Raw genomic sequence first — 26,721 nt, 5'->3', positions numbered from 1 at the left:
GAATCCGGCGCCCCGGAGCCGCCCCCGTACCGTGGCGCGGTCGGCGGACGGTGCGGTCGGCGGACGGTGCCGTCAGCCGACGGGCAGGGGCGCCGTCCGGTACACCGTTCCGGCACAGACGCCGTCGAGGTGGGCGCGGGGCACGGTCGGTTCCCCGGCGGCCGGGGTGTAGCGCAGCACGACGGCGGTGGCCGCGCCCGCGCCGTCGTCACCGCCGCTCGTCCCCGTCCCGGTGTCGGAGAGCGTGCTCATGCCGGACGGCTCGCTCGTGTCGGGCCCGGAGTCACCGGAGGGCGGAGTCTGCTCGCCGCCCCCGGAGCCGCCGTCGCTCCCGGCGCCGCCGCCCGTGACCTGGTCGCCGCCCTCCGTACCGCCGTCACCGCCGGAGCCGCCGCCCGTGACCTGGCCGCCGTCCCCGCCGTCACTGCCCTCGCTGCCGTCGCCCCCGCCGGAGCCGCCGTCGCCGCCCGAGGCCCCGGAGCCGTCCGTGCCGCCCTCCGACGGCTCGGGCTCCGGCTCGGGCACCGGGCAGCCCGCCGGGCCGCGCGCGGTGTCCGGCAGCCACGCGAACCGCACCTCGTAGGACTCGCCCGGCCGCAGGATCAGCGCCCCGTCCGACTCCGAGGGGCTCGGCAGGCCCGTGGCCCGGCCGCCGTCGGTGTGGTCGAGCACGGTGACGGCCTCGGCGTCGGCCTCGCCCTGCGCCGTCGCCGTCAGCTGGTCGTCGCCGTCCACCCGGCAGCTGTCGCCGGAGACGTTCGTGAGCCGGAAGGAGCCGTGGACGACCCCTCCCCCGTCCGGGTCGCCCACCTGGGCGGCGGCCTCGCCGAGCTGGTCGCGCAGGCAGCGCGGCGAGGACGAGCCGAGGCCCGGGTCGTCCGGGGACCGCGTGGTGCCCTCGGTCGGCGCCGCCGAGAGGCCGTCCTCCGGGTGCGCGGCGTCGGCGGCCGCGTCCGGGGAGCCGTCGGCCCCCGCGCTGTCCCGGCCGCCGTAGGGCTTGCCGCCCCCGGCGTCGGTGCTGTGCGCGGCGTTGGTCCGCTCGTCGGCCCCGAGGGGCCCGGGGACGACGCCGGTGGTCATCAGGGGCACGCTCACCGCCGTCACCAGGACGGCCGCCGTCGCGCCGACCATGATCTGCCGCTTGCGGGCGCGGCGGGCGGGCACGGCGTGGCGCAGGTGCTCCAGCGCGTCGCGGGACGGCTCGACGTCGCGCACGGCGTCCCGCAGGAGCCGCCGCAGCTCCGGCTCGTCCTCGGGCCCCCCACGGGGGAGCCCCTCGGGGCCGTCCGCGGCGGGGGACTCGTCACGTCGTTCTGGGCCCGAGCTCATGCCGGTGTCTCCATCGCCACCCGGAGCGCGGCGATGCCGCGCGAACCGTACGCCTTGACCGACCCCTTGGAGATGCCCAGCGTCTGGGCCACCTGTTCCTCGGTCATGTCCGCGAAGTATCGCAGAACCAGCACCTCCCGCTGACGGCGCTGCAGCCCGCGCAGCGCCCGCTTCAGTTCGTCGCGCTCCAGCGCCTCGTACGCGCCCTCCTCCGCGCTCGCGGCGTCCGGCATGGGCTTGGCGAGCAGCTTCAGCCCGAGGATGCGCCGGCGCAGCGTGGAGCGGGAGAGGTTCACGACCGTCTGGCGGAGGTAGGCCAGCGTCTTGTCCGGGTCCTTCACCCGGCGGCGCGCGGAGTGCACGCGGATGAACGCCTCCTGCACGACGTCCTCGCACGAGGCGGTGTCGTCCAGCAGGAGCGCGGCGAGGCCCAGCAAGGAGCGGTAGTGGGTGCGGTAGGTCTCGGTCAGGTGGTCGACGGTGGTCCCCACGACGGCGGCGTCGTCAGTATCGGCGCGGTCGCCCGGCGTCGGCCCGGGACGCTCCGCCGCCGGGGCGGGGACGGATGCGGGCCGACCGGTCGGCGCCGGGCGCCGCGGTGCGGTCGACCAGGGCGCCGTCACCGGCATGCCACCGAGGGGCGCCGCCGTTTGCACGAGTACCTCTGCCACTGCCACGCCTGTATGACACGCTGCCCCCCGTCAGGGTTGTACGCGTCGGGCGTGGTTCTCGACGACGCCACGAACGCCCCCATGCGTACTCGCCTCTTTCGCCCTGCCCCTCCACCGACGCTGAAGGCCGCGGTGGTAGCCGCGAAGACGCGCCGGGGCGCTCCCTGGTTCCGGGCGCCGCGAAAATCTTCGGCCACAGGATCACGGTGAGCAAGTCCGGCCCACCACAGGTTGATCACAACTGCTCCACATACGCCGTCAATCCCGGCCACAAGGGACACGGAACGCGGCGGCGCTCCCCGGCACGGCCGAGGGGGCGCCGGAACCGGGTCCCGGCGCCCCCTCGGGCGCGCGCTGACGGCCCGCCGAGGGGCGGGCCGGGGGCGGCTGTCTCAGCGGCCGGTGCCGCCGTAGACGACCGCCTCCTCCGAGTCGCTGTCCAGGCCGAACGCCGTGTGCACGACGCGCACGGCCTCGTTGACGTCGTCCTGACGCGTGACGACCGAGATGCGAATCTCCGAGGTGGAGATCAGCTCGATGTTCACGCCCGCGTTGGACAGGGCCTCGAAGAAGGTGGCCGTGACGCCCGGGTTCGTCTTCATGCCGGCGCCGACGAGGGAGATCTTCGCGACCTGGTCGTCGTAGCGCAGCGAGTCGAAGCCGATCTGCGCCTTGCGCCGCTCCAGCGCCTCGATCGCCTTCTTGCCGTCCGTCCGGGGCAACGTGAAGGAGATGTCGGTCAGACCCGTCGAAGCGGCCGAGACGTTCTGCACCACCATGTCGATGTTCAGCTCGGCGTCCGCGACGGTACGGAAGATCGCGGCGGCCTCGCCCGGCTTGTCGGGCACGCCGACGATCGTCACCTTGGCCTCGGAGGTGTCGTGCGCGACACCCGAGATGAGCGCCTGCTCCATCGCGTCGTCCCCTACTCGCGGTTCGTTGCTGACCCAGGTGCCCGGCAGGCCAGAGAACGACGACCGGACATGGATCGGGATGTTGTATCGGCGTGCGTACTCCACGCACCGGTGGAGCAGCACCTTGGAGCCGGAGCTCGCCAGCTCCAGCATGTCACCGAAGGAGATCCAGTCGATCTTCCGGGCCTTCTTGACGACCCGCGGGTCGGCGGTGAAGACGCCGTCGACGTCGGTGTAGATCTCGCAGACCTCGGCGTTCAGCGCGGCGGCCAGGGCGACCGCCGTCGTGTCCGAGCCGCCGCGGCCGAGCGTGGTGATGTCCTTGCTGTCCTGGGACACGCCCTGGAAGCCCGCCACGATGGCGATGTTGCCCTCGTCCAGCGCGGCCTGGATGCGTCCGGGCGTCACGTCGATGATCCGGGCCTTGTTGTGCACGGAGTCGGTGATCACCCCGGCCTGGCTTCCGGTGAACGACTGCGCCTCGTGCCCCAGGGATTTGATGGACATCGCCAGCAGGGCCATGGAGATACGCTCTCCGGCGGTCAGCAGCATGTCGTACTCGCGGCCGGAGGTGATGGGAGACACCTCACTGGCGAGATCGATCAACTCATCCGTCGTGTCGCCCATCGCCGAGACCACGACGACCACCTGGTGGCCGCGCTTCTTCGCCTCGACGATCCGCTTGGCGACGCGCTTGATGCCCTCTGCGTCGGCAACGGAGGAGCCGCCGTACTTCTGCACGACTAGGCTCACGTGCGCTCCTCGTTTCTCAGTCTCACCGGACCCTTTCGCCGGGGCCCTCGGTCGGCTCATTTTATCGACCGGGCGCCTTTCGGCCTCCCGGCGAGCCGCATCATGAGACGCGGCCAGGGCGTCCCCTGCCCGCTTCGCGCGCCCCCACACGGGAACGTGCGGTACCTCACACCGGTCCTCCGCATCCGCCGCGTCCGCCGCGCGCCGCAGGCCGCCGTCAGCCCAGCAGCTGGCTCTGCAGGACGACCGTCTGGTCGAACGGCACGGCGGGCGCCCCGCCCGCGCGCTCCTGGACGATCACCGCGACAACGTCGCCCGCCGTGATCTGGGCCATCCGGGTGTGGGTGCCGCCGCGCGGCCGCTGCTCGTCGTAGACGTGGACCTTGACGTCGTCCGCCGCCGTCCGCTCCTCCCACTCCGGGTCGAGCCGCAGGTCCGGCGTCCCGGCCAGGTCGGCCGCGAGGCGGGTGTCGCCGCCGAGCGCGTCGACGCGGAACCGGGACGCCGGGGCACCGGTGTTGAACCGCAGCAGGTGGACGCTGGTCCGGGTGCCGTCCGGCATGACCCAGCCGCGCGCCGCCGTGTGCCGCACGGCGTGGTCGAAGAGCAGCAGGCGCAGCCGCGGGCGGTCCTCCTCCGCGTACGCGGCGAGGAACGCGTCCTCCGTCGACCAGCCGCCCTCCGGGCCCGGCAGCCCCTCGGCCGCCTCCGCGCCCTCGGGTGCGGGCAGCACCAGGTCCCGCAGGTCGGCGTGGTGCGACTCGGTGAGGTTCGCGTCGCTGAACGGGCGCGGCGACCCGTACGGCAGCGCCGGCAGGCTCAGCTCCGGGTAGTCCCAGCGTCCGTCGTGCTGCCGGGCCAGGCCCGGCAGCTCCTCCCGATCCAGCCGCGTGAGGCCGTACCCGACGCCGGCCGCGAGCGTCGCGAAGACGGCGACCGCCGCGCCCCAGCGCAGCGCAGTCGCCCGCACCGCCCGGCCCCGCGTGGACGCGGGCGCGTCGGGGACTTCGGAGGCGTCGGAGACGTCGGGGGCGTCCGGGGCCTCGGTGGGTGCGGTGGGGGCGTCCGGCGCGGCCCCGTCGGCGCGCTCCTCGCCGTCCGGCGCCGTGGTGGCCGTCCCGCTCATGCCTGCTTCCCCTCGGTGTCCAGGTGGACGAGCTGCTCGTTCAGCAGAGCGCCCAGCGCTTCGTAGTCCGGCAGCGGCACGTCGCCGGGGCCGAACCCGCCACCGAACGCGACGACGAGCAGGTGCAGCTCACCCCGGGGCACCGTGCACAGCGCGACCTCCGGACCGATCTCCTCGTCGCCGGGCATCCGTACGCACCGCACGTGCTCCCACAGGGCGACGTCCTCGGGGCTGGAGTGGGCGGCGCGTCCGGGCGCGGGCGACGGAAGGCCGCCGGACGCCTCCAGCGTCTCGAAGAGGAAGTCGTGGTATTCCCGCGCCGCCTCCGCGTCCCCGAAGCGGTTGAGCCGGAACTCCGCGACCATGCCCGAGTAGGACTCGTACGTGCGCAGCGCCGCGCCCTGGAGGCCCAACTCGGTCAAGATCGCCTTGGACATGCCACGGACCCCGACCGGTGTGCTCACCAGGCCGAAGACACCCTCCTTCCGGGCCTCCTCGGCGCCGAGCTCCACGTCGTTGCTGTCGAAGCCCGGTAGGTCGGGACCCAGCCGGTCCGGGGCGGGCAGCAGACGCTCCGTCAGGGGGCTGTCCGAGCGGCCGAAGCTGACGTCGGGCGCGGGATCGGCCGCGCGCGCCTCCTTCTCCGCCTCCGAGGGCTCGTGTCGCAGCACGGTCGGCGCGCTGCGGTCGGCCCCGGCGACGGTCGCGAACGTGTACCCGACGCCCCCGACCGTCCCACCGACGACGACGAGGCCCGCCAGAGCGGTCGTCACCACGCGGCGGAGCCGGGAGCGGCGCGCGCGGGCCGCCGCGTCCTCGGCGGGGTCCGTCCCGGCGGGGTTCGTCCCGGCGGTCGTCATGTCCAGGGTGGGCGGCTCGATCACAGTCGCTCCACCTGCTTCTCCGCTAGCTCCAGCACGGTGTCCTCATCGATCGGGTCGGGTGAGGTGTAGAAGAGCTCCATGACGATGTCCCCCCGGCGGGCCAGGCAGCGCGCCTCGTACACGGGCACGGAGCCCTCCTCCCCGTAGGGCTCGTCGTACACCCAGACGCGGCCGTTGCCGCTGCCCGGCAGGGGAATGCCCTGGTTGCCGACCCCGTGCGGGCTGCTCAGGAAGTCCTGCTGCGTCTCCAGGTGGTCGATCGAGCCGACGGCCGTGTCGTCGCGGAACTGGACGAGGGAGATCGTCACGTAGGCGTTCTCCTCCTCCCAGCGCGTCACGACCGCGCGGCGGAAGGAGTACTCCAGCATGGCGCTGAACGCGCCCCGGGGATCGGTGTAGTTCATGACGTAGTCCGCGAGCGGAACCCAGCTCTGGTGGAAGCCGCGCGCCCGGTCGTACTCGGCCCCGCTCGGCTTGCGGAGCAGGAGGCGGCGCAGGTCGCCCTCCGTCCGCACCCGGGGGTCCTCCTCGGCCGTCAGGGGCTCGGGCTCCTCGTCCTTCGGCAGCGGCTCGGCAGGGTAAGACAGGCCCGGTTGCGAGAGCGGCGGCGTCGCGGCCGGTTCCCGATCGGCCTGGACGGTGTAGCCGCCCGCGACGCCGGCGACCACGCCCAGCAGCGCCGCGCAGGCGATGAGCAGCGGCGTGCGGCCCCGCCGTGGAGGCGGGGAGGACGGGGGAGGGTGCGCCGGTACGGGCGGCGGGCTCTGCACTCGGACTCCTTGGGATCACGGTGTGTCGAAGCGCTGACCGGCCATGCCCCCATGACGTTGCACGCAGCCGCATCACGATCCGGTGACGCCGGGGCGGAACGTGCGGCCAGGGACCGTGCCGCCGGGCGGAGTCAGTCCCCGGCCACCGGGGTGAGGTGGGTCAGGACGCAGCGCCAGCGGCCGTCGCGGCGCACGAAGACGTCGGTGGTCCACTCGTCGGCGTCGTGGCGTTCCCCGGCGTAGTGGGCGGTGTTCGTCACCCGTCCGGTGACGAGGGCGGTGTCGCCGTGGACGCGCACCCGGGGTTCGCCCACGAGCTCCATGGCCGAGTGCGTCAGCGCGCCCGAGGCCACCAGGGCGAGGAACCGCTCGCCGGGCGCCACCCCCGTGCCGGAGACCATGACCCACTCCTCCGCCGTGAACCGCCGGATCGCCTCGGCGTCGTTCGCCACGACGGCCGCCGCCCACGCCGCGCTCACCGCCCGCACCTCCGCCTCGGCGTTCTCCGTACCGTCCGCCGCTGTGCCGTCCGTCCCTGTGCCGTCCACGCCCCGCATGGTGGCCGCCCCCGGTCGTGCGGCGCCGCGCCGCACCGAGCGCGTCCCTCCCCCGAGTGACGGGATGAACGCTGCGGAAACGATCCGTGAGACGTCCGTTCGTCACGCATACGTGGTGCGGCCCCGGGTAGCCGGGCTGCGGAGCAACCGGTCGCCGGGTGTGCCGACACGCCGTAGACCACCATGGACACCGCAGAAGGAGATCCGCCGTGCTGATGGCCCATTCCGCAGTCCTGGGCAAGCTCGTCGCCGAGTACGAGGCCCTGACGGCGCTGCACGCCGAGGAGGGAGGGGCCGAGGTCCGCCAGCGGCTGGAGGACCTGGCCTACTCCCTGTGCACCGCGACCGGCACCGGCGATGTGGACAGCGCCCTCGTCGCCGCGCGGCACCGGCTGCCCGGCGCGCGCGTCGAGGACGACTCGCTGCTCAGCGCGTAGTGCAGCGCCGGCGCAGCACCTGCCGCGCGGTGCGGAGCGTTCCGGCGTCGGCGCGCGGCTCGACGGTCACCCTCGGCCGCCGTCCGACGCCCCAGACCCCGCCCGCGTCGGACAGCCGCTCGTTGAGCCGCTCCGCGAACGGCTGCCCGGAACGGCGCAGACAGAGCACCTCGTACCGGTCCGGGTGGCCCGTTCCGGTGTGCTGAAGCCCGAGCCGCAGCCGCGCGTACCGTCCCACCGTGGCGTGCGCCGAGACCGACACGATGGCCTCGTACGGAATCCGGGTCACCGCCTTGCGGTCCTGCCACTCGATGCCGTCCGCCCCCAGCCGTACGGTGACCCCGCCCGACCGCAGAACGGGCCCGGCCGTCGCTCTGGTTGCTGCCTCCATGGTCGTCCCCCTTCCCCTGTCCCACGACCATGCCGCACGCACGTCGTGCTCCGCCAGTCGGAAAGCGGGCCGTCTGCCGACGGCCGGGATTGCCGGATGACGGCAACGGGGCGCGACCGCGGGTGGATTCACCCGCGACGTCACGCGTGATGCTGGGGGAGCACATGGACTGGGGGACGCTGATCGCGACGGTGAGCGGTGGCTCCATCGCGATCACCGGCACCCGTGCTGGCCGACCACCTGAAGCGGAGCGGACGACCGCGTGGTTCAGGAGGGGGTCTCACGGGGTGGTGGGGGTGCGGACGGGGGTGTCGCCGGGGGTGCCGGGCTGCCAGGGGCCGAGGGCCAGCTCGCCGGTGGTGCCGAGGTCGAGGCCGCCGTCGGGGACGGTGGTCTGCCAGGCGGCGCCCTCGGCGGGGGCGACGTCGAGGTAGGGGGCGTTGACCGGCTCCCCGAACTCCGTGGTGTTGCGCCACACGACGCTCGTGTGGGCCGAGTCGCCCGGCTGGACGGTCACCGACCGGACCCGCTGGTCGCCCACCCCGCCGGCGGTGACGTGCTCGGTGCCGTCGAGCACCCGGACGTGCAGCGGCTCGCGCTCCGCGTCCAGGGCCCGGGCCTCGGGGTAGCCGTGCAGGGTGTAGGGGGCGTCGCCGCAGTTGGTGAGGTGGACGGTCAGGGCGCGCAGCCCCATGGCGGGGTTGACCACTCCGGCCGTGATCCGCACGCCGTCGTCGGGGCACGGGCCGGTGGTCGGCTGGGGGGCGGGGGCGCCGGTGGGGTCGGGCACGCCGTACCGGTGGTCGTCGTCCTCGTCGAGCTCCTCGACGTCGACGAGTCCGTCGGCGTCCGGCAGCTCGTCGGCCTCGACGCTGTACGGGCCGGGCGGGACGCCGTCGGCCGCCGCGGACGTGCCCGCCGGTGTGCCGCAGCCGGTGAGCACCAGCGCAGCGGCCGCCAGCAGGACCGTCATGCGTCGCGCCGTCCGGTGGCCGCCCCCGGCGGCGTTCGTCCCCATCGGCCGATCATCACACGGCCCGCGCGCGGGCGGGCAGGCCGGGCCGGTTGTCCCCGGGGCGGAAGGCGCGCACGCTGGAAACAGGAGCCGTTCCGTCGCGTCGTACGGCGGTCGGGGGCCCGGAGCCGGAGTGCGGCGCGGCACCCGCTCGAAGAGGTGAGAGACGTGGGAACCATGGCAGGTCCGTCCTTCGACACGGACGCGCTCAAGCGAGCCGTCGAGGGACGGGACGCGCAGACACTGGTCGGGCTCTACGCGGACGACGCGGAGTTCCGCATGGTGGACCGCAACACACAGCCGAGCCGCCCGATGGTCATGCACGGGCGGGAGGAGATCCGCGGGCTCCTGGAGGAGGTGACCTCGCGGGAGATGACGCACACGCTGGAGGAGTGCGTCGTGCAGGGTGACCACCTCGCGTACGTGGAGTCCTGCCAGTACCCGGACGGCACGCGGGTGCTCGCCAGCTCGATGGCGTCCCTCAAGGACGGCCGGATCGCGCGGCAGACCACCGTCCAGGCCTGGGACGAGTGAGGTTCCGCGCGGTCAGCCGAGAGGAAGATCGGCGCGCACCGTCGTGCCGTCGGGGGTGAGGCGGACGGCGGTGCGCAGCGCGCACGCCTCGACGATGGCCAGGCCCCGCCCGCGTTCGGCGCACCCCTCGGCGGAGTCGAGCGGCCCCGCCGGGTCGGGGCGGGCGGGCCGGGGGTGCCAGTGCCCCGCGTCCCGCACCTCGACGCGCACGGCGCGCTGCGCGGGCAGCAGGTGCAGCCGCAGGGTGACGTCCGCGCTGCCGCTGTGCAGGACGACGTTGGCGACCAGCTCGGTGACGACCAGGGCCAGGGCGTCGCGCACGTCGTCGCCCAGCCCCCAGCCGCGTGCGGACGTCGTGGCGAAGTGACGGAGGGCGGGAGCCGCGGCAGGGGTGACCGGCAGGGTGCACACCGCCTGCTCGGCGGAGGTGGCGCGGTCGGGGGGCGGCACGGAGGTGAGGTGGCGCTGCTGTGCGGTGATCATGCGGCTCTCCTGCACACTCGGTCCGCTGTCCGTAGTCTGCGCCCGGGAGTCGGCGGGCTGGACTACTCGTGAATTCCACGCTGACGGCCGTTCCCCGTCCGAACAATCAGTGCAAACTGAAGTACGGATACGTAAAGAAAGCCGGGAGCCCGGACGAGCAGCGGTCAGGAGCGGCGTGGTCACGGTACGTGAGGAATTCTGGGTGCGGCGGCTGCGGCGAACGCTCACCGGGGAGAGCTCAGAGCCGACGCTGGTCCTGATCGAGGGGCGGGCCGGGACGGGCAAGAGCCGACTCGCGGCACGGCTGGCCGAACTGCCGGAGGCCGCCCGGGCGACGACGGTCCTGTGGCGCTGCGGCGACCGGCGGCCGGCGCAGCCGCCGGTGGACGGGGAGGGGCCCGTCCTCCTCCTCGTCGACGACGTCCACCGGGCCGACGCGGCGGAGCTCGACCGGCTCCGGGGCCTCCTGGAGACCCCCCGTCCCTGGCTGGCGGCCGTCGTCACCTACCGGCCCGAGGAACTGGCCGACCCCGGCCTGCCGCTGGGCGCCCCTCCCCCGCGCTACGCGGCGGAGCTGACGGTGCTGCGGCACCGCGTGGAGCCGTGGAGCCGCGAGCAGGTACGGCAGGCGGCCGTGGAGACGCTCGGCGAGACGTGCGCGCCGGACGCGGTGGCACGGCTGCACGAACGCACCGGCGGAGTGGCCCGGTTCGTGGTGGACGTACTGGCCGCGCTCCGGGACGGCGGCCGCCCGTCGTGCACGGCCGCCGACGTGGACGCCGCCGGGGTGCCCGTGCGGCTGGCGGACCTCGTGCTGGGCCGCACGGCACAGCTCCCCGAACCGGCGCGCCGGGTGGTGTGGGCGGCGGCCGTCCTGGACGAACCGGTGGGCGCCGCCGACCTGTTGACGGTGGCGGGGCTCGCCGACGCCGATACCGACACGGGCTCCGACGCCGACCACGCCGGGCGCGACGCCCTCGTCACCGCGTTGACCGGTGCCGCGCTGCGGCAGGACGCCGACCACCGGTACACGCTGCCCGTCCCGCTGGCCGCCACCGCCGTCTACGACACGCTGCCCGGCCCCGTCCGGCAGGATCTGCACGCCCGGGCCGCCGACGTCCTGCAACGCCGACAGCCCGTCCCCTGGGCCGCGCTCGCCCACCACCGCCGGGCCAGCGGCCGGATCGGCGGCTGGCTGCGCGCCGTGGAGCGCGCGGCGCGGCAGGCCGCCGAGGCGGGGAAGCACCAGGAGGCGATCGGCCTGCTGGAGCGCACGCTCGCCTCCCCCCTCGTCCCGCACGCGGCCCGGGCCCGGCTGGCGCCGGTGCTGGCGGCCAGCGCCGTCGTGGGTCTGCGCTCGGACCAGACGGTGGACGTGCTCGCGCAGATCGTCGAGGACGAGACGCTGCCCGCCGCCATGCGGGGCGAGATGCGGCTGGACCTGGGGCTGCTGTTGTGCAACCAGGTGGGCATGGGCGTGCAGGGGTGGGCGGAGTTGGAGCGCGCCGCCGCCGAACTGCGCGAGCTGCGCCCCGCCCTGGCCGCGCGGGCGATGTCCTCGCTCGCCATGCCGTACTGGCCCGGCCACACGCTCGCCATCCACCTGCGCTGGATGGCGGCGGCGGAGGAGGCGGCGGCCGACAGCAAGGACGAGGTGATCCGCACCGCCGTCGCCGTCAACCGCTCCAGTGTGTCGCTGTGTTACGGCGACCCGCAGGGCTGGGAGCAGGTGCGGGCGCTGCCCGTCGACAGCCCGGACCTGCGCCAGCGGCAGCAGGCGGCGCGCGGGTTGTGCAACGCGGCCGACGCCGCCATCTGGCTCGGCTACTACGGGCGGGCGGAGCGGCTGCTGTCCGAGGGGCTGGAGATGTCGGCGAAGAGCGGCGCCCCGTACGCCGAGCAGACCGCTCTCGGCGCCCGGCTGCTGCTGGAGTGGACGACGGGCCGGTGGGCCGGGCTGCCCGAGCGGTGCGAGGCGTTCCTCGCCAAGACCTCGGCCATGCCCGTCGTCGCCGCCGACGCGCGAATGGTGCTCGGGCTGCTGCACCTCGCCCAGGGCGACTGGGGGCGGGCGCTGTCGTGGCTGTCGGGCAAGGACGCGGCCGCCCGGGAGCACGCCTCCGCTCCGCTGGCCGCCGCCACGTCGGGGGCGCTGATCCGGCTCGCGCTGGCCCGGCAGGACCTGCCCACGGCCGTCGCGGAGGCGCGGTCCGGGTGGGCGACGCTGACCGAGAAGGGCGTGTGGGTGTGGGGCGCCGAGCTCGCGCCGTGGGCCGTGGAGGCGATGGCCCTCGCGGGCGAGGTGCGGACGGCGCGCCGGATGGCGGACCGGTTCGCCGCCGAACTGGCCGACCGCGACGCGCCGATGGCCTCGGCGGCGGCGGTGTGGACGCACGCGGTGCTGGCGGAGACGACGGGCCGCCCGGCGGAGGCCGCCGCGCTGTACGAGGAGGCGGAGGCGGCCTTCGCGGCGCTCCCCCGCCCGTACGCCGCGACGCTGTGCGCGGAGGGCGCGGGGCGCTGCGTGCTGAAGGCCGCCGCCGGTGACGCGGGGGGCGCGGGGGACGGGGCCGGTGATGCCGGGGCCGCGTCCGCGTCCGGCCCGGCCGACGCCACCGCGCCCGCCGACGCCGCCGCGCTGCCGGACGCCGACGCGCTGCCCGAGGACGTCAAGGCGCGGGCGGGGGCCGTGCTGACCTCGTGCGCCCAGCGGTTCGCGGACCTCGGGGCGACCTGGGACGCGGCGCGGGCCCGCGCCGTGCTGCGCACCTACCAGCCCGCCGAGGGCCGCCGTCCGCCCGGCCGTCCGTCCTACGGCGACCAGCTCTCGCCCCGCGAACGCGAGGTGGCGGAGCTGGCGTCCTCCGGCCTGACCAACCGTGAGATCGCCACGACGCTGCACCTCTCGCCGCGCACCGTCGAGCAGCACGTGGCGCGGGCCATGCGGAAGCTGGGCACGGCCTCGCGGCAGGAGCTCGCCGAGTCCCGTGAGGCCCTCGTGGACGGGGAAACCGCAGGTCAGGACTAGACCAACGCCTCGGTGAAGCCGGGGTTAATTGCGTATCCGTAGGTTCCGGTCCCCGGATAGTCCCGTCCGCCGTGCGCCCGTAGGTTCCTGGCACCGGTTGGTCGAACGTTCTTCCGCTGCGGGGGATTCGCTGCGACCGCGCTCGGCCAACCGGTGTCGTGCAAGGGCACCCCGGAGGGAGCGGGCGTGCGGGGCGGGGCCGTCGAACACGACGGCACGCACCGGCACCCTGCGGTCCCGGCACCGCGTACGGACGCACGCACCCCGTGCACCCGTGCCGGCGCTCCCTCCGCTGCCCGCGCCCCCCTCGGCCGCCACCCCCCACCCCAACCCCCCAACCCTCACCGGACGGCCGGCACCGCGCGACTTGTCATGAACCGCACCATTTGCCGGTTCCCCATGCCCGGAGACCGGCCTGTGAAAGGCAGCACCACCGTGAACGGTTCCAGACACCTCCGCATATCCCTCCTGGCGGTGACGACGGCAGCGCTCCTGGGCACGGGAGTGACGACGTCGATCGCGGCGCCCAGCAGCCAGCCCACCGCGGCCGGCGCGGAGACCTCCGCCGACGAGCGCACCCAGCGCCTCATCGTCGGCTACACGACGCAGGCGGCCGAAGCCACATCCGACGCCGAGGCCGAGAAGGACGCCAGGGCCAAGGGCAAGAAGGCGGGCGAGTCCCTGGACTTCGACCGCAGGCTGGGGACGGGCGCCGCCCTCGTCGACCTCGGCGGCGAGCTCGACGAGCGCTCCGTCGACGAGGTCGTCGAGACCTTCTCGGCCGACCCGGACGTGGCCTACGTCGTCCCGGACACCCGCATGTTCGCCATGGCCGACCCGAACGACCCCTACTACGCGCAGCAGTGGGACCTCTTCGAGTCGCGCGCCGGCATGAACGTCGAGAACGCCTGGACGAGCGGGGCCACCGGTGAGGGCGTCAACGTCGCCGTCATCGACACCGGCTACGTCCCCCACTCCGACCTCGCCGCCAACGTCATCGACGGCTACGACTTCATCTCCGACCCGTGGATGGCCCAGGACGGCGACGGCCGCGACGGCGACGCCTCCGACCCGGGCGACTGGATGAACCGCGGCGAGTGCGGCACCGACGCGAACGGCCAGCCCGTCCCCGCCCGCGACACCAACAACTCCTGGCACGGGACGCACGTCGCCGGCACCATCGCCGCCAGCGCCGACAACGGCAAGGGCATCGCCGGCATCGCGCACCAGGCGACCGTCCAGCCCGTCCGCGTCCTCGGCAAGTGCGGCGGCACCACCGCCGACATCATCGACGCCATCACCTGGTCCTCCGGCGGCTCCGTGCAGGGCGTGCCGAACAACCCGAACCCCGCCGACGTCATCAACATGAGCCTCGGCGGCGGCGGAAGCTGCGACCAGGGCACCCAGAACGCCATCAACGGCGCCGTCAGCCGCGGCACGACGGTCGTCGTCGCCGCCGGCAACAGCAACGCCAACGCCGCGGGCTTCAACCCGGCGAGCTGCAACAACGTCATCAGCGTCGCCGCCAGCGACCGCGAGGGCAACCGGGCCAGCTACTCCAACTACGGCAGCGTCGTCGACATCGCCGCGCCCGGCGGTGAGACGGCCGTCTCCTCCGCGAACGGCATCTGGTCCACGCTCAACAACGGCACCCGCAGCGTCGGCAGCGAGAACTACGCCTCCTACCAGGGCACCAGCATGGCCGCCCCGCACATCGCCGGCCTCGCCGCGCTGATGTACGAGACGAGCCCCTCGCTCACCCCGAGCGGCGTCGAGTCCGCCATCAAGAACAACGCGCGCGGCCTGCCCGGCTCGTGCAGCGGCGGCTGCGGCTCCGGCCTCGCCGACGCGGCGGCCACCCTCACCGCCGTCGGCGGCGACCCGACCGACCCGGGCCCCGAGCCCGAGCCGGAGCCCGGTGACGGCGTGTACACCAACGGGGACAACGTCACCATCCCGGACAACAACGGCTACGCCGCCACCTCGTCGATCGACGTGACCGGCCTCAGCGGCGCCGCCCCGGCCGACCTCAGGATCGGCGTCGACATCAAGCACACCTACCGGGGCGACCTGAAGATCGAGATCGTCGCTCCCAACGGCGCCTCCGCCGTGCTGAAGAGCACCGCCTCCTACGACAGCGCCGACAACGTCAACGCCACGTACACGGTCAACGCCTCCTCGGTCGCGGCCGCGGGCACCTGGAAGCTCCGGGTGACCGACGTCTACTCCGGCGACACCGGATACATCGACTCCTGGAGCCTGACCTTCTAAACGGTCGCTTCCGCTCCAGGCCACGACCAGGGCCTGCCGGTGCCGAGGGGGCACCGGCAGGCCCTGCTCCCGTTCCCCGCCGGGCCGGGACGCGTCACCCGGCGCCGTCGAACCGCCACCGCGTCTGGCCGAACGGCTCCCCCTTCGCGAACCCGAAGGCCCGCACCGGCGCCACCGCGAAGACCAGCGCCCGGCCGCCCTGACCGGTGAACGCGCCGTCGTGGACGTCGAAGCGCCACTCCTCGCCGTACTTCACGACGTAGGCCTCGGCCAGCGTCCGCAGCCGGTCCTCGTCCGTCACCTCGGCGGCCTCGCCCTCCACCACCAGGTCCTCACCGGCGTCCAGGGCGCTCGTGCCCGTCGTCAGGACGCAGTGCGGGTTCGCCGCCAGGTTCCGCGCCTTCTGCTCGACCGGGCCCGTGCAGAAGTGCAGGGCGCCGTCCAGCCACACCGCGATCAGCGGCGTGACGTGCGGACGGCCGTCGGCCCGCACGGTGGAGAGCCAGAACACCTCCGCCCGCTCCAGCCGCTCGGCCGCGTCCGACCACGCCGTCGCCGCCGCCGACGGTGAGCTGAACCGCCCGTCCAGACGCGTCGCCGGCTCCTTCATCCCCGTCATACCGTCCACCTCCGTCGTCCCGAGGGTCGTGCGGGCTCCTCCCACCCCTCACCCGGACCGACGGCCGCAGGGCCGGAAACTCATCGCCACCGTCGTCTTCCCGTGAGCCGCGTGAGCCGCGGGGGCGGCGGGGGCGGCGGGGGCGGCGAGCGGTGGACGTCAGGCCCCGCCGTGCGGCTTCATCCCCAGCGGGACGCCGATCTCCGCCGCCATGACGGCCCCGGCCTCACGCTCCAGCTCGCCGTCGTCGCCGTCCGCACCCGAGTCGGTGTCCAGCCCGTCCAGCTCGCCCAGCGGCGTGTCCAGCCGGACGTGCGCCACCAACGACTGCAGCGCCCGCAGCGCCGCCGACGCCGTCGAACCCCAGTTGGACAGGTACGAGAACTGCCACCACCACAGCGCCTCCGACGTGCGGCCGGCGCGGTAGTGCGCCATGCCGTGCCGCAGATCGGTGATGACGTCCGCCATGTCGTCGGAGATGCGGGAGGTGACCGGAGCGTTGCGCGGGACGTAGGGGTCGAAGACCTCCGCGTAGACGTCGACCGGGTCCAGCAGCCTCGCCAGCCCCTCCCGCAGGGCGTCGACGTCGTCCGGCTCGGGACCCGTGTCCGGCTCGTACCGCTCGTCCGGAACGATGTCCTCGTGCGCGCCGAGGCGTCCACCGGCCAGCAGCAGTTGGGAGACCTCCAGCAGCAGGTAGGGCACCGCGCTGCTCGGCTCGTCCCCCTTCGCGACCTCGGTCACGGCGAGGATGAAGCTCTCGACCTGGTCGGCGATCTGGACCGCGAAGTCGTCCGGATCGGCGGCGTCGTCACTCAGTCGTGCGGCGACGTACGCCGTACCGGTCTGCGTCGTCTCAGACATCGAGCAACCTTCTCCCCTCGAAGGCCCGCCCCAGCGTGACCTCATCGGCGTACTCCAAGTCTCCCCCGACAGGGAGACCGCTGGCCAGCCGCGTGACCTTCAGACCCATGGACGACACCATCCGGGCCAGGTACGTCGCGGTGGCCTCACCCTCCAGGTTCGGGTCCGTGGCCAGGATCAGCTCCGTGACGGCGCCGTCCGCGAGCCGCGCCAGCAGCTCCCTTATCCGCAGATCGTCCGGGCCGACGCCCTCGATCGGGCTGATCGCGCCGCCCAGCACGTGGTAGCGGCCCCGGAACTCCCGCGTCCGCTCGATCGCGACGACGTCCTTCGGCTCCTCCACCACGCAGATCACCGACGGGTCGCGGCGCGGATCACGGCAGACCCGGCACTGCTCCTCCTCGGCGACGTTCCCGCACACCTCGCAGAACCGGACCTTCGCCTTGACCTCCGCCAGCGCGTTCGCCAGCCGCCGCACGTCGGCCGGCTCGGCCTGCAGGATGTGGAACGCGATCCGCTGGGCGCTCTTCGGCCCCACGCCGGGCAGCCGCCCCAGCTCGTCGATGAGGTCCTGGACGACGCCCTCGTACACCGCTGCTCCTCGTACCGCTCGCTCGTACCGGCTAGAAGGGGAGGCCGGGCATGCCGCCGCCGCCCAGACCCTGCGCGAGCGGGCCCAGCTTGTCCTGCTGGAGCTGCTGCGCCGCCGCGTTCGCGTCGCGCACGGCCGCCAGCACCAGGTCCGCCAGCGTCTCGGTGTCCTCCGGGTCCACCGCCTTCGGGTCGATGACCAGGGACGTCAGCTCCCCGGCACCCGTCACCGTCGCCTTCACCAGACCACCGCCCGCAGAGCCCTCCACGGGCGTCTCGGCCAGCTCCTGCTGGGCCGCCGCGAGGTCCTGCTGCATCTTCTGGGCCTGCTGCAGCAGCTGCTGCATGTCGGCCTGGCCGCCACCACCGGGAAACACGGGCTCGCTCCTTCAGCACATCGGGTCGTGTGCCGAGCCTACGTGCTTGACGGCGGTCCCGTCCGGCTCACTCGTGGTTGATCTCCTCGACCACCGTGGCACCCAGTTCCCGCACGATCAGGTCGTGGCCCGACAGGGCCGACTCGTCCAGGTCCGGATCGTCGTCCTCGGGGATGTCCTCCTCGACCGGGACGGGCGGCGGCTCCGGCGGCCGCACCTCCGGAGCGCGCGGTGCCTCGGGCTCCGGCCGGACGGGCCGCTCCCGGGCCGGTGCCGCCGCCTGCGCGCCCTGGGCGCCGTGCGCGCCCTGGGGACCGGCGGGCCGGGCGGACGCCGGGGCCTGCACCGCCGCCGCGCCGAACGCCGACGCGGCGGGCCCCGCGTAGCCCGCCCCGGGCTGCTGCCCGTAGGGCTGCTGGTGACCGGACGGCTGCGGCGGCTGCTGCGCCGAAGGCTGCTGGGCGTAGGGCGGCCTGCCCGGGGACGCCGGGCCCCCGCCAGCCGCTCCCCCGCCGCCACCGCTGTCGACCACGGCCTCGATCTTCCACTGCACCCGGAACTGCTCGGCCAGGACCGCGCGCAGCACCTCCTCGTGGCCGCTCCCGGCGAAGCTGTCCCGCGCCCCGGCGTTCGGGAAGGCGAGCTGCAGCGTCGTCCCGTCGAACCCGCTGACCCGGGCGAACTCGGTGAGCCGCATCCAGGTCACCTTCCGCCGGTTCTTCACGGCGTCCAGCACCTGCGGCCACATCTGCTGCACCTGCGCCACGTCCCCACCCCCCGGCGCGGCGGGCGGCGGGGCGGACGGCGGGGCGGACGGCGCGGGGGACGGAGCCGCCGCCGACGACGCGGGCGCGGGGGACGACGCCCCCGCCGCCGTGGGCCAGGCACCCGGCCGACGGCCCCCCTCGGCCGCCCGCACCGGCGGCCCGGCCTCCGCCTCGGGCGCGGGGGACGGCGCGGCGTGCGCGGGCGGCCCGGCGTGCGCGGGCGGGGCGGCGTGCGGTGCGGGCGTCGGCGCGGGGGGCTCCGCCGGGGTCGGGTAGGCGGCGGCCTGCGGCGCCGGAGCCCCACCCGCCGCAGGGACGGCACCGGGTGCCGCCGCGACGCCCCGTTCCAGCCGGTCCAGCCGGGCCTGCACGGACCGCTCGTCCCCGTACCCGGCGGGCAGCAGCACGCGGGCGCAGATCAACTCCAACTGCAACCGGGGCGACGTGGCCCCGCGCATCTCCGTCAGCCCGGTGTTCACCAGGTCCGCCGCACGGCTCAGCTCCGCCGCCCCGTACACCTCGGCCTGGGCCCGCATGCGCTCCAGCACGTCGTCGGGCGCCTCGATGAGCCCCTTCTCCGCCGCGTCCGGCACAGCGGCGAGGATCACCAGGTCCCGCAGCCGCTCCAGCAGGTCCGTCACGAAGCGGCGCGGGTCGTGACCGCCCTCGATCACCCGGTCCACCACGCCGAAGGCGGCGGCCCCGTCACCCGCCGCGAAGGCGTCGACCACCTCGTCCAGCAGCGCCGCGTCGGTGTAGCCCAGCAGCCCGGTGGCCATGGCGTACGTCACACCCGCCTCACCGGCACCGGCCAGCAACTGGTCCATCACGGACATCGAGTCACGCACCGACCCGGCGCCGGCCCGCACCACCAGCGGCAGCACGGCCTCCTCGACCGGGATGCTCTCCCGGCCGCACACCTCGCTCAGGTAGTCACGCAGCGTCCCCGGCGGCACCAGGCGGAACGGGTAGTGGTGGGTCCGCGACCGGATGGTGCCGATCACCTTCTCCGGCTCCGTCGTGGCGAAGATGAACTTCAGGTGCTCCGGCGGCTCCTCGACGACCTTCAGCAGGGCGTTGAACCCCGCCGGCGTCACCATGTGCGCCTCGTCGATGATGTAGATCTTGTAGCGACTGGCGGCGGGCCCGAAGAAGGCCTTCTCCCGCAACTCACGGGCGTCGTCGACGCCACCGTGCGAGGCGGCGTCGATCTCGATCACGTCGATGGAGCCCGAGCCCCCGCGCGCCAGGTCCACACACGACCGGCAGGTCCCGCACGGCGTCGGCGTCGGGCCCTGCTCGCAGTTCAGGCAGCGCGCCAGGATGCGCGCACTGGTCGTCTTTCCGCACCCGCGCGGCCCACTGAACAGGTAGGCGTGGTTGACCCGGTTGTTCCGCAGCGCCTGCTGCAGCGGGGCGGTCACATGCTCCTGCCCGATGACCTCGGCGAAGGTCTCGGGGCGGTAGCGGCGGTACAGCGCGAGGGACGACACGCATACGACGGTATCGGAGCCCACCGACAGGCGAGCCGCACCGGGGACGACAACGCCCCTCACGCACCCGCCAGAGCCAACCTACCCTTGCTGCCTTCCGGCCCTGGGGGAGTTCAGTCAGATAGCGCCACGTGAGGGGCTGGCGCCAACCCTACCCGATCCCCCGACCTGGGATCGAGTTCGCAAGCACCCCCTCCGGTTGTGTACAGTTCTCGGCGGAGGATTCGCCTAGTGGCCTAGGGCGCACGCTTGGAAAGCGTGTTGGGGGCAACCCCTCACGAGTTCGAATCTCGTATCCTCCGCCCAGCTCTCACCGGGCTGAACGAAGGTCCCGACCGCGCAAGCGGCCGGGACCTTCGTCGTTGGTGCGGTGAGACCGCCGACCCGCCGCCAGTCCTGACCTCCGCCCCCTGGGTCACGGGGCGTAAGGGCGGGTGATGGGGCGAAGTGCCGGGGCGCTGGGCGCCGGAAGGCGAAGGCGACCCGGCACCAGGACGAGACCGACGTCGAAGCGGTAGTGCCGCTGCTCGCCGCTCCGGCACGCGCCTGGCCGACGGACGCGAAGGTGCGTCAGCGGGCGGAAGCGGTGGTGAAGGTCTCTCGGACCGTCGCCCCGTCGGCGCCATGGGCGAGCAGGGCGTGCAGCAGGAGCCTCGCCTGGTACGGGCCGAGGTCTCCGGCGCCGATCAGCCCTCGACAGAGGAGGTCCTTCTCGGAGCCGGAAAAGCCGTACGTGTCGGACAGGACGGGTCCGTTGCCGATGCGGGAGGCGAGGATCACGGGCATGCGGGACGCGAGCTCGGTGAGCCCCTCGACGAGGCGCTCCGGGACGTGGCCGACGCCGAAGGCCGCGACCACGAGTCCGTCGCAGTTGCCGTCCCACAGGTCGAGCAGCGTGCCGTCGTCGCCGAGGGTGACGGTGTACAGCCCGACGCGCGCCTCGCGGTCGGGGACAGGGACCAGCGGCCCGCGGCGCGGCAACCCGCCCACCCTCCGAACGCGGTTCTCCGCGATCCGCCCGATCGGGCCGCACGCCGGTGAGGTGAAGGCGGCGGGGCTGGTGGTGTGGGACTTGCGGACGGTCCGGGCCGAGTGGATCTCGTCGCCGAGTACGACCAGACAGCCGGCGCCGCTGAGCCCGGGGTCGGCGGCGGCCAGAACGGCGGAGTGGAGGTTGGCCGGGCCGTCGGCGCCGGGCAGGGTGGGGTTGCGCATGGCGCCGGTGACGACGAGAGGCTGCGCGTGGCCGTGGTAGAGGTCGAGGAGGAAGGCGGTCTCCTCGATGGTGTCCGTGCCCTGGGTGACGACGACGCCGTCGACCTCTCCGGTCTCCAGCTCCGCCGCGATCGCGGCTGACAGTGCGGTGAGGTCCTCGAAGGTCAGGGAGGCGCCCGGCAGACGACGGAAGTCCTGCGCCTTGAGGCCGATGCCGCTCGTGGCCAGCGCGGGTACCGCCGCGAGGAGTTCGTGGGCCGAAAGCGCCGGTACGACGCCTCCGGCGGTGGGGTCGGTGGTCATGGCGATCGTGCCGCCGAGGGAGAAGACGGCCACGTTCCTGACCGACTCCGTCATGCCCACGCTCCCCTGTCCGGAGGCCGCCGAGCCGCGACCTCACGCGTTCATGCAGGCTATCGGGTCGGCGCCGTCCGGGTATGCGGAATGATCACCATCAAGGTCGCCGATATCGGCAAGGACGAGGCTCGTCAGGCCCGCCGGCCCCTGGCCGACCGCCAAGCCGCACGGTCACAAGTACGCCATCGACGCGGTGCTCGCCGTCATCGCGCGGCAGCGGAAGGGCCTGGCCACGTCTTCACCTCGGACGTGGACGCCGGGGAGAAGCTGGTCCCGGACCATCTCCGTCGAGAGGGTGTGACGGACCGACCCGTTCCGACCCGCCCCGACCCGGGCCGATGCGCTCCTTCACTTGGTATCGTCATGGATACTATCTCTGCCGATACTATTGTTCGTGGGAGTATTGCGTGCGGCGTTTCATCGGACGGGACCGCGAGCTGAAGATGCTCGGCGACGCTCTGCGATCGGTGCAGGACGCCACCGGCTCGGCGAAGCCGGGACAGTGCATCCTCATGCGCGGGCGGAGGCGGGTCGGCAAGTCCAGCCTCGTCGAGGAGTTCCTCCGGCGCACGGAGGTGCCGCATCTCTTCTTCACCGCAGCGGGCGGCACGGCGGAGGACGAGCTGACGGAACTGCTCGACACCGTCGCCCGATCCACCATGCCCGATCGGGAACTGTTCTCGGAGGAGACTCCCGACCAGTGGAACGCGGCCTTCAGGCTGCTCGCGGAGATTCTTCCGGACGACAGCCCGAGCGTGGTCGTCATGGACGAGGTTCCGTACCTCATGCACCGCATCGACGCGTTCGAGGGCATGCTCCAGCGGGCGTGGGACCGTCTGCTCAGCCGTAAGCCCGTACTGCTCCTCCTGGTCGGCTCCGACCTGTCGATGATGGAGGCGTTGAACAGCTACGACCGCCCGTTCCACCAGCGGGGCCGGGAGATGGTCGTGGGGCCGCTGAACCCCGCCGACATCGGCGAGATGCTCGGCCTGGCACCGGCCGCCGCCTTCGACGCCGCGCTGGTCACCGGAGGTCTTCCGCTGATCTGCGCGGAGTGGCGGCCCGGAGCGGACGTCTGGGAGTTCCTCGGCGACTCGCTCGACAACCCGATCTCGGCGCTGCTGGTCTCCGCCGAACGCTCACTCGCAGCGGAGTTCCCACCACAGGCGCTGAGCAGAGAAGTCCTACGGGCCATCGGAAGCGGCGAGAGAACCTTCACCAACATCGCCCGCGCGGCCGGCGGCATCGCCCACACCACGCTCACCCGAGCCACTGACCTCCTGACCGAGAAGCGGGTGGTGGCGGCCGAACTCCCCCTCTCTCTGCGACCGTCGAAGGAACGCCGCTACCGCGTGGCCGACCCGTACCTACGGTTCTGGCTCGCGTTTCTGGATCCCCACATGGCGGAGATCGAGCGGATGCGGGGCGATCTCACGTTGAGCCGGATCAAGGAGCGGTGGACGAGCTGGCGGGGGCGTGCGGTCGAGCCCCTCGTCCGGGAGTCCCTCGCCCGCCTCCTGCCGGACGGGCTCCTGCCCGCCGCTCCGGCGATCGGTGGCTACTGGACCCGCAGCAATGACGTCGAGATCGACCTGGTCGGCGCCGACCAGCAGCCGGTGGCCCACGAGTTGCTCTTCCTCGGTTCGGTCAAGTGGCTGGAGAACTCCGCGTTCGACGCCCACGACCTGGCCGCGCTCCACAAGCACCGGGCCGCGATCACCGACGAGCCGGTACCGCTCGTGGCGGTCTCCCGCAACGGGATCACCTGTTCCGGCATCCAGGCGGCGTACGGCCCCGAAGAACTGCTCGGCGCCTGGCGCAGGACCTGATCAGGCGGCTGACATCGCCTGTCGTCCCGAACCGCCGGCCGAGCCCGAGACGGACGACCCGGGCGGATCAGTCACGGGCCGCAGCCGTCCGGGTCCGGGGCCGGGGCCCTGCCTGCGGGGTCCGGTGCGGCGACGCTACGCTCGCCCGTCATGGACTGGCTGGGGCGGATCGCGGCGTTGAGACAGTGGACCAGGGACGGGGCCCGCGCTCCCCACAAGCCGCTCCTCCTGCTCTACGCCCTGGGCCGGTTCCAGGAGGACGCCGACGGCGGGCTGTCCTACAGCGTGGTGGAGGAGGACCTGAAGCGGCTGCTGTCCGAGTACGGTCCCCCTCACAGGTCGACACCCGCCTACCCCTTTCACCACCTGGTCAGCGACGGTGTGTGGGAGGTGCGCACCGATCGCGGCACCGGCAGCCCCGGGACCGCGGTACGGGAGCTGCGGGCGTCCGGGGCCGTCGGGCGGCTCGTGCCGGAGCTGCGGGCCGCGCTGCGGCGGGAGCCGGAGCTGCTGGGCCGGATGACCCGCCTCCTGCTGGACCTGCACTTCCCGACCTCGCTCCACGGAGACCTCTGCGCGACGATCGGTCTGGATCTGGAGCCCCCGGAGTCCGGAGGGGTGGCGTCAGCGCGACGCCGGAGGGACCGGCGTATGCGGGAACTGGTCCTGACGGCCTACGCGTACCAGTGCGCCTTCTGTGGATACGACGGGGCGCTGGGGGCGGCACCGGTCGGGCTGGAGGCCGCGCACGTGCGCTGGTGGGCGTTCGGTGGGCCGGATGACGTCGAGAACGGTCTCTGTCTGTGCTCGCTGCACCACAAGCTCTTCGACAAGGGCGTTCTCGGAGTCGGCGACGACCACCGCATCCTCGTCTCGCGGCACTTCGTCGGACGTGGCGCGGCGGCCCGCAAGCACGTCACTGGCCTCGCGGGCCGTTCGCTCACCGGACCGCAGCCGGGCGTCCGCCCCGTGGCGGCGCAGCACCGCTCCTGGCACACCAGCCAGGTCTTCCACGGCCCCTCGCGGACCGGGGCGGATCTGCAGACCGCCGGAACGTGAGCGCGTGGGCCCGCCGCCCGGCCGTCACGGCGACGTCCCGACGCGGTGCGCGGCGAGGCGCGCGCAGCGCCCGGGGCGCGGCCGGGGTCAGGTGGGGCGCTTGCTTCCGGGCTTGCGGCGGGTGGTTCCGTAGGTCTGCTTCCAGCGGGCCCGGTGGCGGACGTCCCCCTGGCCGGAGCCGTTGACCTCGATCAGGGAGGTCAGCGAGGCTCCGCTGTTCCACAGGCCGAGGAGGTCGCGATGGACGGCGATGATGCCGTTCTGCACCGCGAACGATCCCGAGGGACCGCTGAAGCGGGTCGTGGTCACGAAGACGGCCACGTCGGCGTGGAAGTGCACCGCCGATCCCAGAAGATCCCGCACGTCCCGGCTCCTGATGGTGCTGGTGGGCACGAAGCGCTTGCACTGGACGACCATGGTCCGGCCGTCCGGAAGGCGGCCGACGACGTCGGCGCCGTTGTCATGGGAGCCGCCCACCCGGCGGACCTCCGTACAGCCGTCCCGCCGGCACAACGCGGCGACCAGTTCCTCGAACTCCGTCCCGGTCATCGCGTCCACCTCGGCCAGCGTGCGGTGGCCGGCCCGCACCGCCTCCTCCTGCCGCCAGCGGCGGTCGCCGCCGCGCAGGGCGCGGTCCGTCCGCCACCACCACCAGGCGACGGCGCCCAGGCCGCACAGACACGCGGCTCCGACGACGTAGGGCCACAACGTGGACCAGGAGGCGGCCAGGAGGATCAGCAGGAGTACGGCGCCCGCCGACGCCGCGCCGAGCCGCCTTCGCCGTTGCCTCCGCGCGGCTGCCCTCCGTCCGCGCGCAGCCGTTCCCGCCGCCATGGCGCTCCCTCCGGTCACGCTCCGGAGTCAGTGTGGAAGAGGGGGCGAGCGGCCGGAAGAGCGACCTTTCGGCCATGTCTGAAAAGGCGGGAGGGCGACGGCGGGGGTCGTCGGGGCGAAGCCGTTTGGACGGGTGGTGCGGGGTACTGCGGAGGGTGGGCGTCGCGGGAGGTGGTCGCGGTGGACGCCGAGAGCGTGAACATGCCGGTGGACGGGGTCGTGCTGGCCGGGGATCTGGCGGTGCCGGACGGAGCGTCGTGCGTGGTGGTGTTCGCGCACGGGAGCGGGAGCTCCCGGCACAGTCCGCGCAACCGGGCCGTCGCGGAGGCCCTGCGGGAGGCGGGGCTGGGCACACTGCTCGTCGACCTGCTGACGGCGGACGAGGAGCGGGCGGACGCGACGACGCGTCGGCACCGGTTCGACGTCCCGATGCTGGCGCGGCGGCTCGTCGGCCTCGTGGACCGGCTCGATGAGCGGCCCGGGACGGCGGGGGTAGCGGTGGGCCTCTTCGGAGCGAGTACGGGGGCGGGTGCGGCCCTGGTCGCGGCGGCCGCGCGACCGGAACGGGTGCGGGCCGTGGTCTCCCGGGGCGGTCGCCCGGATCTGGCCGGGGAGGCGCTGGCGCGGGTGCGGGCTCCGGTGCTGCTGATCGTCGGTGGTGCGGACACGGACGTGCTGCGGCTGAACCGGGAGGCGGCGCGGGCGTTGCGGGCGCCGCACCGCGAGCGCGTCGTGCCCGGCGCCACGCACCTCTTCGCCGAGCCCGGCGCGTTGGCGGAGGTCGCGGAGGCGGCGCGGGCGTGGTTCCTGCACCCGGGCGGGCCGGACGGCACGGACGGTGCGGAGGTGCCGGAATGAACGGCGAGCGGTTCCGTGACCACCGGGACGCCGGGCGGCGGCTGGCCGGGCGGCTCAGCGCGTGGGCGGCCGGTCACGGGGTCACCGAGCCGGTCGTCCTGGCGCTGCCGCGCGGCGGCGTCCCGGTCGCGGCGGAGGTCGCCGAGGAGCTGGGGGCGCCGCTCGACGTGGTCGTGGTCCGGAAGATCGGGGCGCCCGGGCACGCGGAGATGGGGGTGGGCGCGATCGCCGGGGACGGCGAGCCGCTCTTCGACGGGCGCACGCTGGAACTGCTGGGGCTCACGCCGGAGTCAATGGCCCCGGTCGTGGCCCGGGAGCGGGCGGAGCTGCGGCGGCGGGAGGAGCTGTACCGGCGGGGCGGCGGGCCGCCGGACGTCGCGGGGCGCACGGTGATCGTCGTCGACGACGGTCTGGCCACGGGCGTCACCGCGCGCGCCGCCCTGCGTCACCTGCGCACGCTGGGGCCGGCCCGGCTCGTGCTGGCCGTGCCGGTCTGCGCACCGCAGGCGGCCGGGCCGGTGGGGCGGGAGGCCGACGACCTGGTGTGCCTGCGGCGGCCTCCGTCCTTCCGCGCGGTGGGCCAGTGGTACGAGGAGTTCGCGCAGGTCACCGACGAGGAGGTGCTCGCCGAGCTGCGCCACGCGGACGCCGTCCGGCCGACGCCGCGACGCCCCGCCCCACCGGAGCCGGGCTGA

General features: G+C 74.1%; 25 protein-coding genes, 1 tRNA gene and 1 other RNA gene. 9 read left to right on the top strand and 18 right to left on the bottom strand.

Annotated elements, in window-relative coordinates:
• Window positions 1–72: 72 nt before the first annotated feature.
• The 7 genes from V6D49_RS14330 to V6D49_RS14300 all read right to left on the bottom strand — a co-directional run bounded on the left by V6D49_RS14330 (window position 73) and on the right by V6D49_RS14300 (window position 6,995).
• Window positions 73–1,329 (bottom strand): hypothetical protein, encoded by a 1,257-nt coding sequence (locus V6D49_RS14330; RefSeq protein WP_340560063.1) that lies wholly within the window; start codon window positions 1,327–1,329, stop codon window positions 73–75.
• The gene (locus V6D49_RS14325) at window positions 1,326–1,958 is read right to left on the bottom strand and encodes a SigE family RNA polymerase sigma factor (protein ID WP_445330642.1); all 633 of its coding nucleotides are present in this window, start codon (window positions 1,956–1,958) and stop codon (window positions 1,326–1,328) included. Before V6D49_RS14325 ends, V6D49_RS14330 begins: the two co-directional genes overlap by 4 nt.
• A 434-nt stretch (window positions 1,959–2,392) precedes the next feature.
• The gene (locus V6D49_RS14320; RefSeq protein ID WP_191209323.1) at window positions 2,393–3,667 is read right to left on the bottom strand and encodes an aspartate kinase; all 1,275 of its coding nucleotides are present in this window, start codon (window positions 3,665–3,667) and stop codon (window positions 2,393–2,395) included.
• A gap of 217 nt (window positions 3,668–3,884) precedes the next feature.
• Window positions 3,885–4,793 (bottom strand): hypothetical protein, encoded by a 909-nt coding sequence (locus tag V6D49_RS14315; protein ID WP_340560062.1) that lies wholly within the window; start codon window positions 4,791–4,793, stop codon window positions 3,885–3,887.
• Window positions 4,790–5,677, bottom strand: a complete 888-nt coding sequence (locus tag V6D49_RS14310) for a hypothetical protein (protein ID WP_340560061.1) — start codon at window positions 5,675–5,677, stop codon at window positions 4,790–4,792. The genes V6D49_RS14315 and V6D49_RS14310 overlap by 4 nt, the downstream gene beginning before the upstream one ends.
• Entirely contained in the window at window positions 5,674–6,447 is a 774-nt protein-coding gene (locus tag V6D49_RS14305; RefSeq protein WP_340560060.1) for a hypothetical protein, read from the bottom strand. The genes V6D49_RS14310 and V6D49_RS14305 overlap by 4 nt, the downstream gene beginning before the upstream one ends.
• Window positions 6,448–6,578: 131 nt before the next feature.
• Window positions 6,579–6,995: a nuclear transport factor 2 family protein gene (locus tag V6D49_RS14300; RefSeq protein ID WP_340560058.1), complete on the bottom strand. Its 417-nt coding sequence runs from the start codon at window positions 6,993–6,995 to the stop codon at window positions 6,579–6,581.
• Between the two features lie 218 nt (window positions 6,996–7,213).
• Between V6D49_RS14300 and V6D49_RS14295 the strand changes: the two genes are divergently transcribed.
• Window positions 7,214–7,441, top strand: a complete 228-nt coding sequence (locus V6D49_RS14295) for a DUF5133 domain-containing protein (protein ID WP_340560056.1) — start codon at window positions 7,214–7,216, stop codon at window positions 7,439–7,441.
• Here the strand turns inward: V6D49_RS14295 and V6D49_RS14290 are convergent.
• Window positions 7,431–7,832: a hypothetical protein gene (locus tag V6D49_RS14290; RefSeq protein WP_340560054.1), complete on the bottom strand. Its 402-nt coding sequence runs from the start codon at window positions 7,830–7,832 to the stop codon at window positions 7,431–7,433. The genes V6D49_RS14295 and V6D49_RS14290 overlap by 11 nt on opposite strands.
• A gap of 280 nt (window positions 7,833–8,112) precedes the next feature.
• Window positions 8,113–8,850 carry a DUF4232 domain-containing protein gene (locus V6D49_RS14285; protein ID WP_340560053.1) on the bottom strand — a complete coding sequence of 246 codons (738 nt, stop codon included), beginning with the start codon at window positions 8,848–8,850 and terminating at the stop codon, window positions 8,113–8,115.
• A gap of 165 nt (window positions 8,851–9,015) precedes the next feature.
• On the opposite strand from V6D49_RS14285, the gene V6D49_RS14280 reads away from it, so the two are divergent.
• The gene (locus V6D49_RS14280; protein ID WP_340560051.1) at window positions 9,016–9,381 is read left to right on the top strand and encodes a nuclear transport factor 2 family protein; all 366 of its coding nucleotides are present in this window, start codon (window positions 9,016–9,018) and stop codon (window positions 9,379–9,381) included.
• A 12-nt stretch (window positions 9,382–9,393) separates the two neighbouring features.
• On the opposite strand, the gene V6D49_RS14275 is transcribed toward V6D49_RS14280, so the two are convergent.
• A complete protein-coding gene (locus tag V6D49_RS14275; protein ID WP_340560048.1) occupies window positions 9,394–9,864 on the bottom strand; it encodes an ATP-binding protein in 471 nt (156 codons plus the stop codon).
• A gap of 175 nt (window positions 9,865–10,039) precedes the next feature.
• Here V6D49_RS14275 and V6D49_RS14270 point away from each other — a divergent pair, with 175 nt between their 5' ends.
• Together V6D49_RS14270 and V6D49_RS14265 are read left to right on the top strand one after the other, a co-directional pair.
• The gene (locus tag V6D49_RS14270; RefSeq protein ID WP_340560046.1) at window positions 10,040–12,892 is read left to right on the top strand and encodes a helix-turn-helix transcriptional regulator; all 2,853 of its coding nucleotides are present in this window, start codon (window positions 10,040–10,042) and stop codon (window positions 12,890–12,892) included.
• A gap of 399 nt (window positions 12,893–13,291) precedes the next feature.
• The gene (locus V6D49_RS14265; protein ID WP_340560044.1) at window positions 13,292–15,163 is read left to right on the top strand and encodes a S8 family serine peptidase; all 1,872 of its coding nucleotides are present in this window, start codon (window positions 13,292–13,294) and stop codon (window positions 15,161–15,163) included.
• 94 nt (window positions 15,164–15,257) lie between these two features.
• Here V6D49_RS14265 and V6D49_RS14260 read toward each other — a convergent pair whose 3' ends face one another.
• The 6 genes from V6D49_RS14260 to ffs form a co-directional block, all read right to left on the bottom strand.
• The gene (locus tag V6D49_RS14260) at window positions 15,258–15,782 is read right to left on the bottom strand and encodes a pyridoxamine 5'-phosphate oxidase family protein (protein WP_340560042.1); all 525 of its coding nucleotides are present in this window, start codon (window positions 15,780–15,782) and stop codon (window positions 15,258–15,260) included.
• Between the two features lie 159 nt (window positions 15,783–15,941).
• Window positions 15,942–16,646 (bottom strand): DUF5063 domain-containing protein, encoded by a 705-nt coding sequence (locus tag V6D49_RS14255; RefSeq protein WP_445330524.1) that lies wholly within the window; start codon window positions 16,644–16,646, stop codon window positions 15,942–15,944.
• Window positions 16,639–17,238 carry a recombination mediator RecR gene (gene recR, locus V6D49_RS14250; RefSeq protein ID WP_340560040.1) on the bottom strand — a complete coding sequence of 200 codons (600 nt, stop codon included), beginning with the start codon at window positions 17,236–17,238 and terminating at the stop codon, window positions 16,639–16,641. The genes V6D49_RS14255 and recR overlap by 8 nt, the downstream gene beginning before the upstream one ends.
• 31 nt (window positions 17,239–17,269) lie before the next feature.
• Window positions 17,270–17,584 (bottom strand): YbaB/EbfC family nucleoid-associated protein, encoded by a 315-nt coding sequence (locus V6D49_RS14245; RefSeq protein WP_445330641.1) that lies wholly within the window; start codon window positions 17,582–17,584, stop codon window positions 17,270–17,272.
• A gap of 97 nt (window positions 17,585–17,681) precedes the next feature.
• Window positions 17,682–19,874: a DNA polymerase III subunit gamma and tau gene (locus V6D49_RS14240; RefSeq protein ID WP_340560037.1), complete on the bottom strand. Its 2,193-nt coding sequence runs from the start codon at window positions 19,872–19,874 to the stop codon at window positions 17,682–17,684.
• Between the two features lie 45 nt (window positions 19,875–19,919).
• Window positions 19,920–20,018: signal recognition particle sRNA small type (ffs, locus tag V6D49_RS14235), an RNA gene on the bottom strand.
• Between the two features lie 73 nt (window positions 20,019–20,091).
• On the opposite strand from ffs, the gene V6D49_RS14230 reads away from it, so the two are divergent.
• Window positions 20,092–20,176 (top strand) — tRNA-Ser (locus tag V6D49_RS14230).
• Between the two features lie 268 nt (window positions 20,177–20,444).
• On the opposite strand, the gene V6D49_RS14225 is transcribed toward V6D49_RS14230, so the two are convergent.
• Window positions 20,445–21,446: an asparaginase gene (locus V6D49_RS14225; RefSeq protein WP_340560035.1), complete on the bottom strand. Its 1,002-nt coding sequence runs from the start codon at window positions 21,444–21,446 to the stop codon at window positions 20,445–20,447.
• Window positions 21,447–21,853: 407 nt separating this feature from the next.
• Between V6D49_RS14225 and V6D49_RS14220 the strand changes: the two genes are divergently transcribed.
• Entirely contained in the window at window positions 21,854–23,275 is a 1,422-nt protein-coding gene (locus tag V6D49_RS14220) for an ATP-binding protein (protein WP_340560033.1), read from the top strand.
• Window positions 23,276–23,425: 150 nt separating this feature from the next.
• A complete protein-coding gene (locus V6D49_RS14215; protein WP_340560032.1) occupies window positions 23,426–24,334 on the top strand; it encodes a phosphorothioated DNA-binding restriction endonuclease in 909 nt (302 codons plus the stop codon).
• A gap of 87 nt (window positions 24,335–24,421) precedes the next feature.
• Here the strand turns inward: V6D49_RS14215 and V6D49_RS14210 are convergent, their stop codons facing one another.
• The gene (locus V6D49_RS14210; RefSeq protein ID WP_340560030.1) at window positions 24,422–25,168 is read right to left on the bottom strand and encodes a restriction endonuclease; all 747 of its coding nucleotides are present in this window, start codon (window positions 25,166–25,168) and stop codon (window positions 24,422–24,424) included.
• A gap of 180 nt (window positions 25,169–25,348) precedes the next feature.
• Here V6D49_RS14210 and V6D49_RS14205 point away from each other — a divergent pair, with 180 nt between their 5' ends.
• Both V6D49_RS14205 and V6D49_RS14200 read left to right on the top strand, forming a co-directional pair.
• Window positions 25,349–26,026: a dienelactone hydrolase family protein gene (locus V6D49_RS14205; protein WP_340560028.1), complete on the top strand. Its 678-nt coding sequence runs from the start codon at window positions 25,349–25,351 to the stop codon at window positions 26,024–26,026.
• Window positions 26,023–26,721 carry a phosphoribosyltransferase gene (locus V6D49_RS14200; protein ID WP_340560026.1) on the top strand — a complete coding sequence of 233 codons (699 nt, stop codon included), beginning with the start codon at window positions 26,023–26,025 and terminating at the stop codon, window positions 26,719–26,721. Before V6D49_RS14205 ends, V6D49_RS14200 begins: the two co-directional genes overlap by 4 nt.

The sequence above is a fragment of the Streptomyces sp. GSL17-111 genome, assembly GCF_037911585.1.
Lineage (GTDB): Bacteria > Actinomycetota > Actinomycetes > Streptomycetales > Streptomycetaceae > Streptomyces.
The sequence above is the reverse complement of the archived record's forward strand: the minus strand, read 5'-3'. Positions and strand labels throughout refer to the sequence as shown.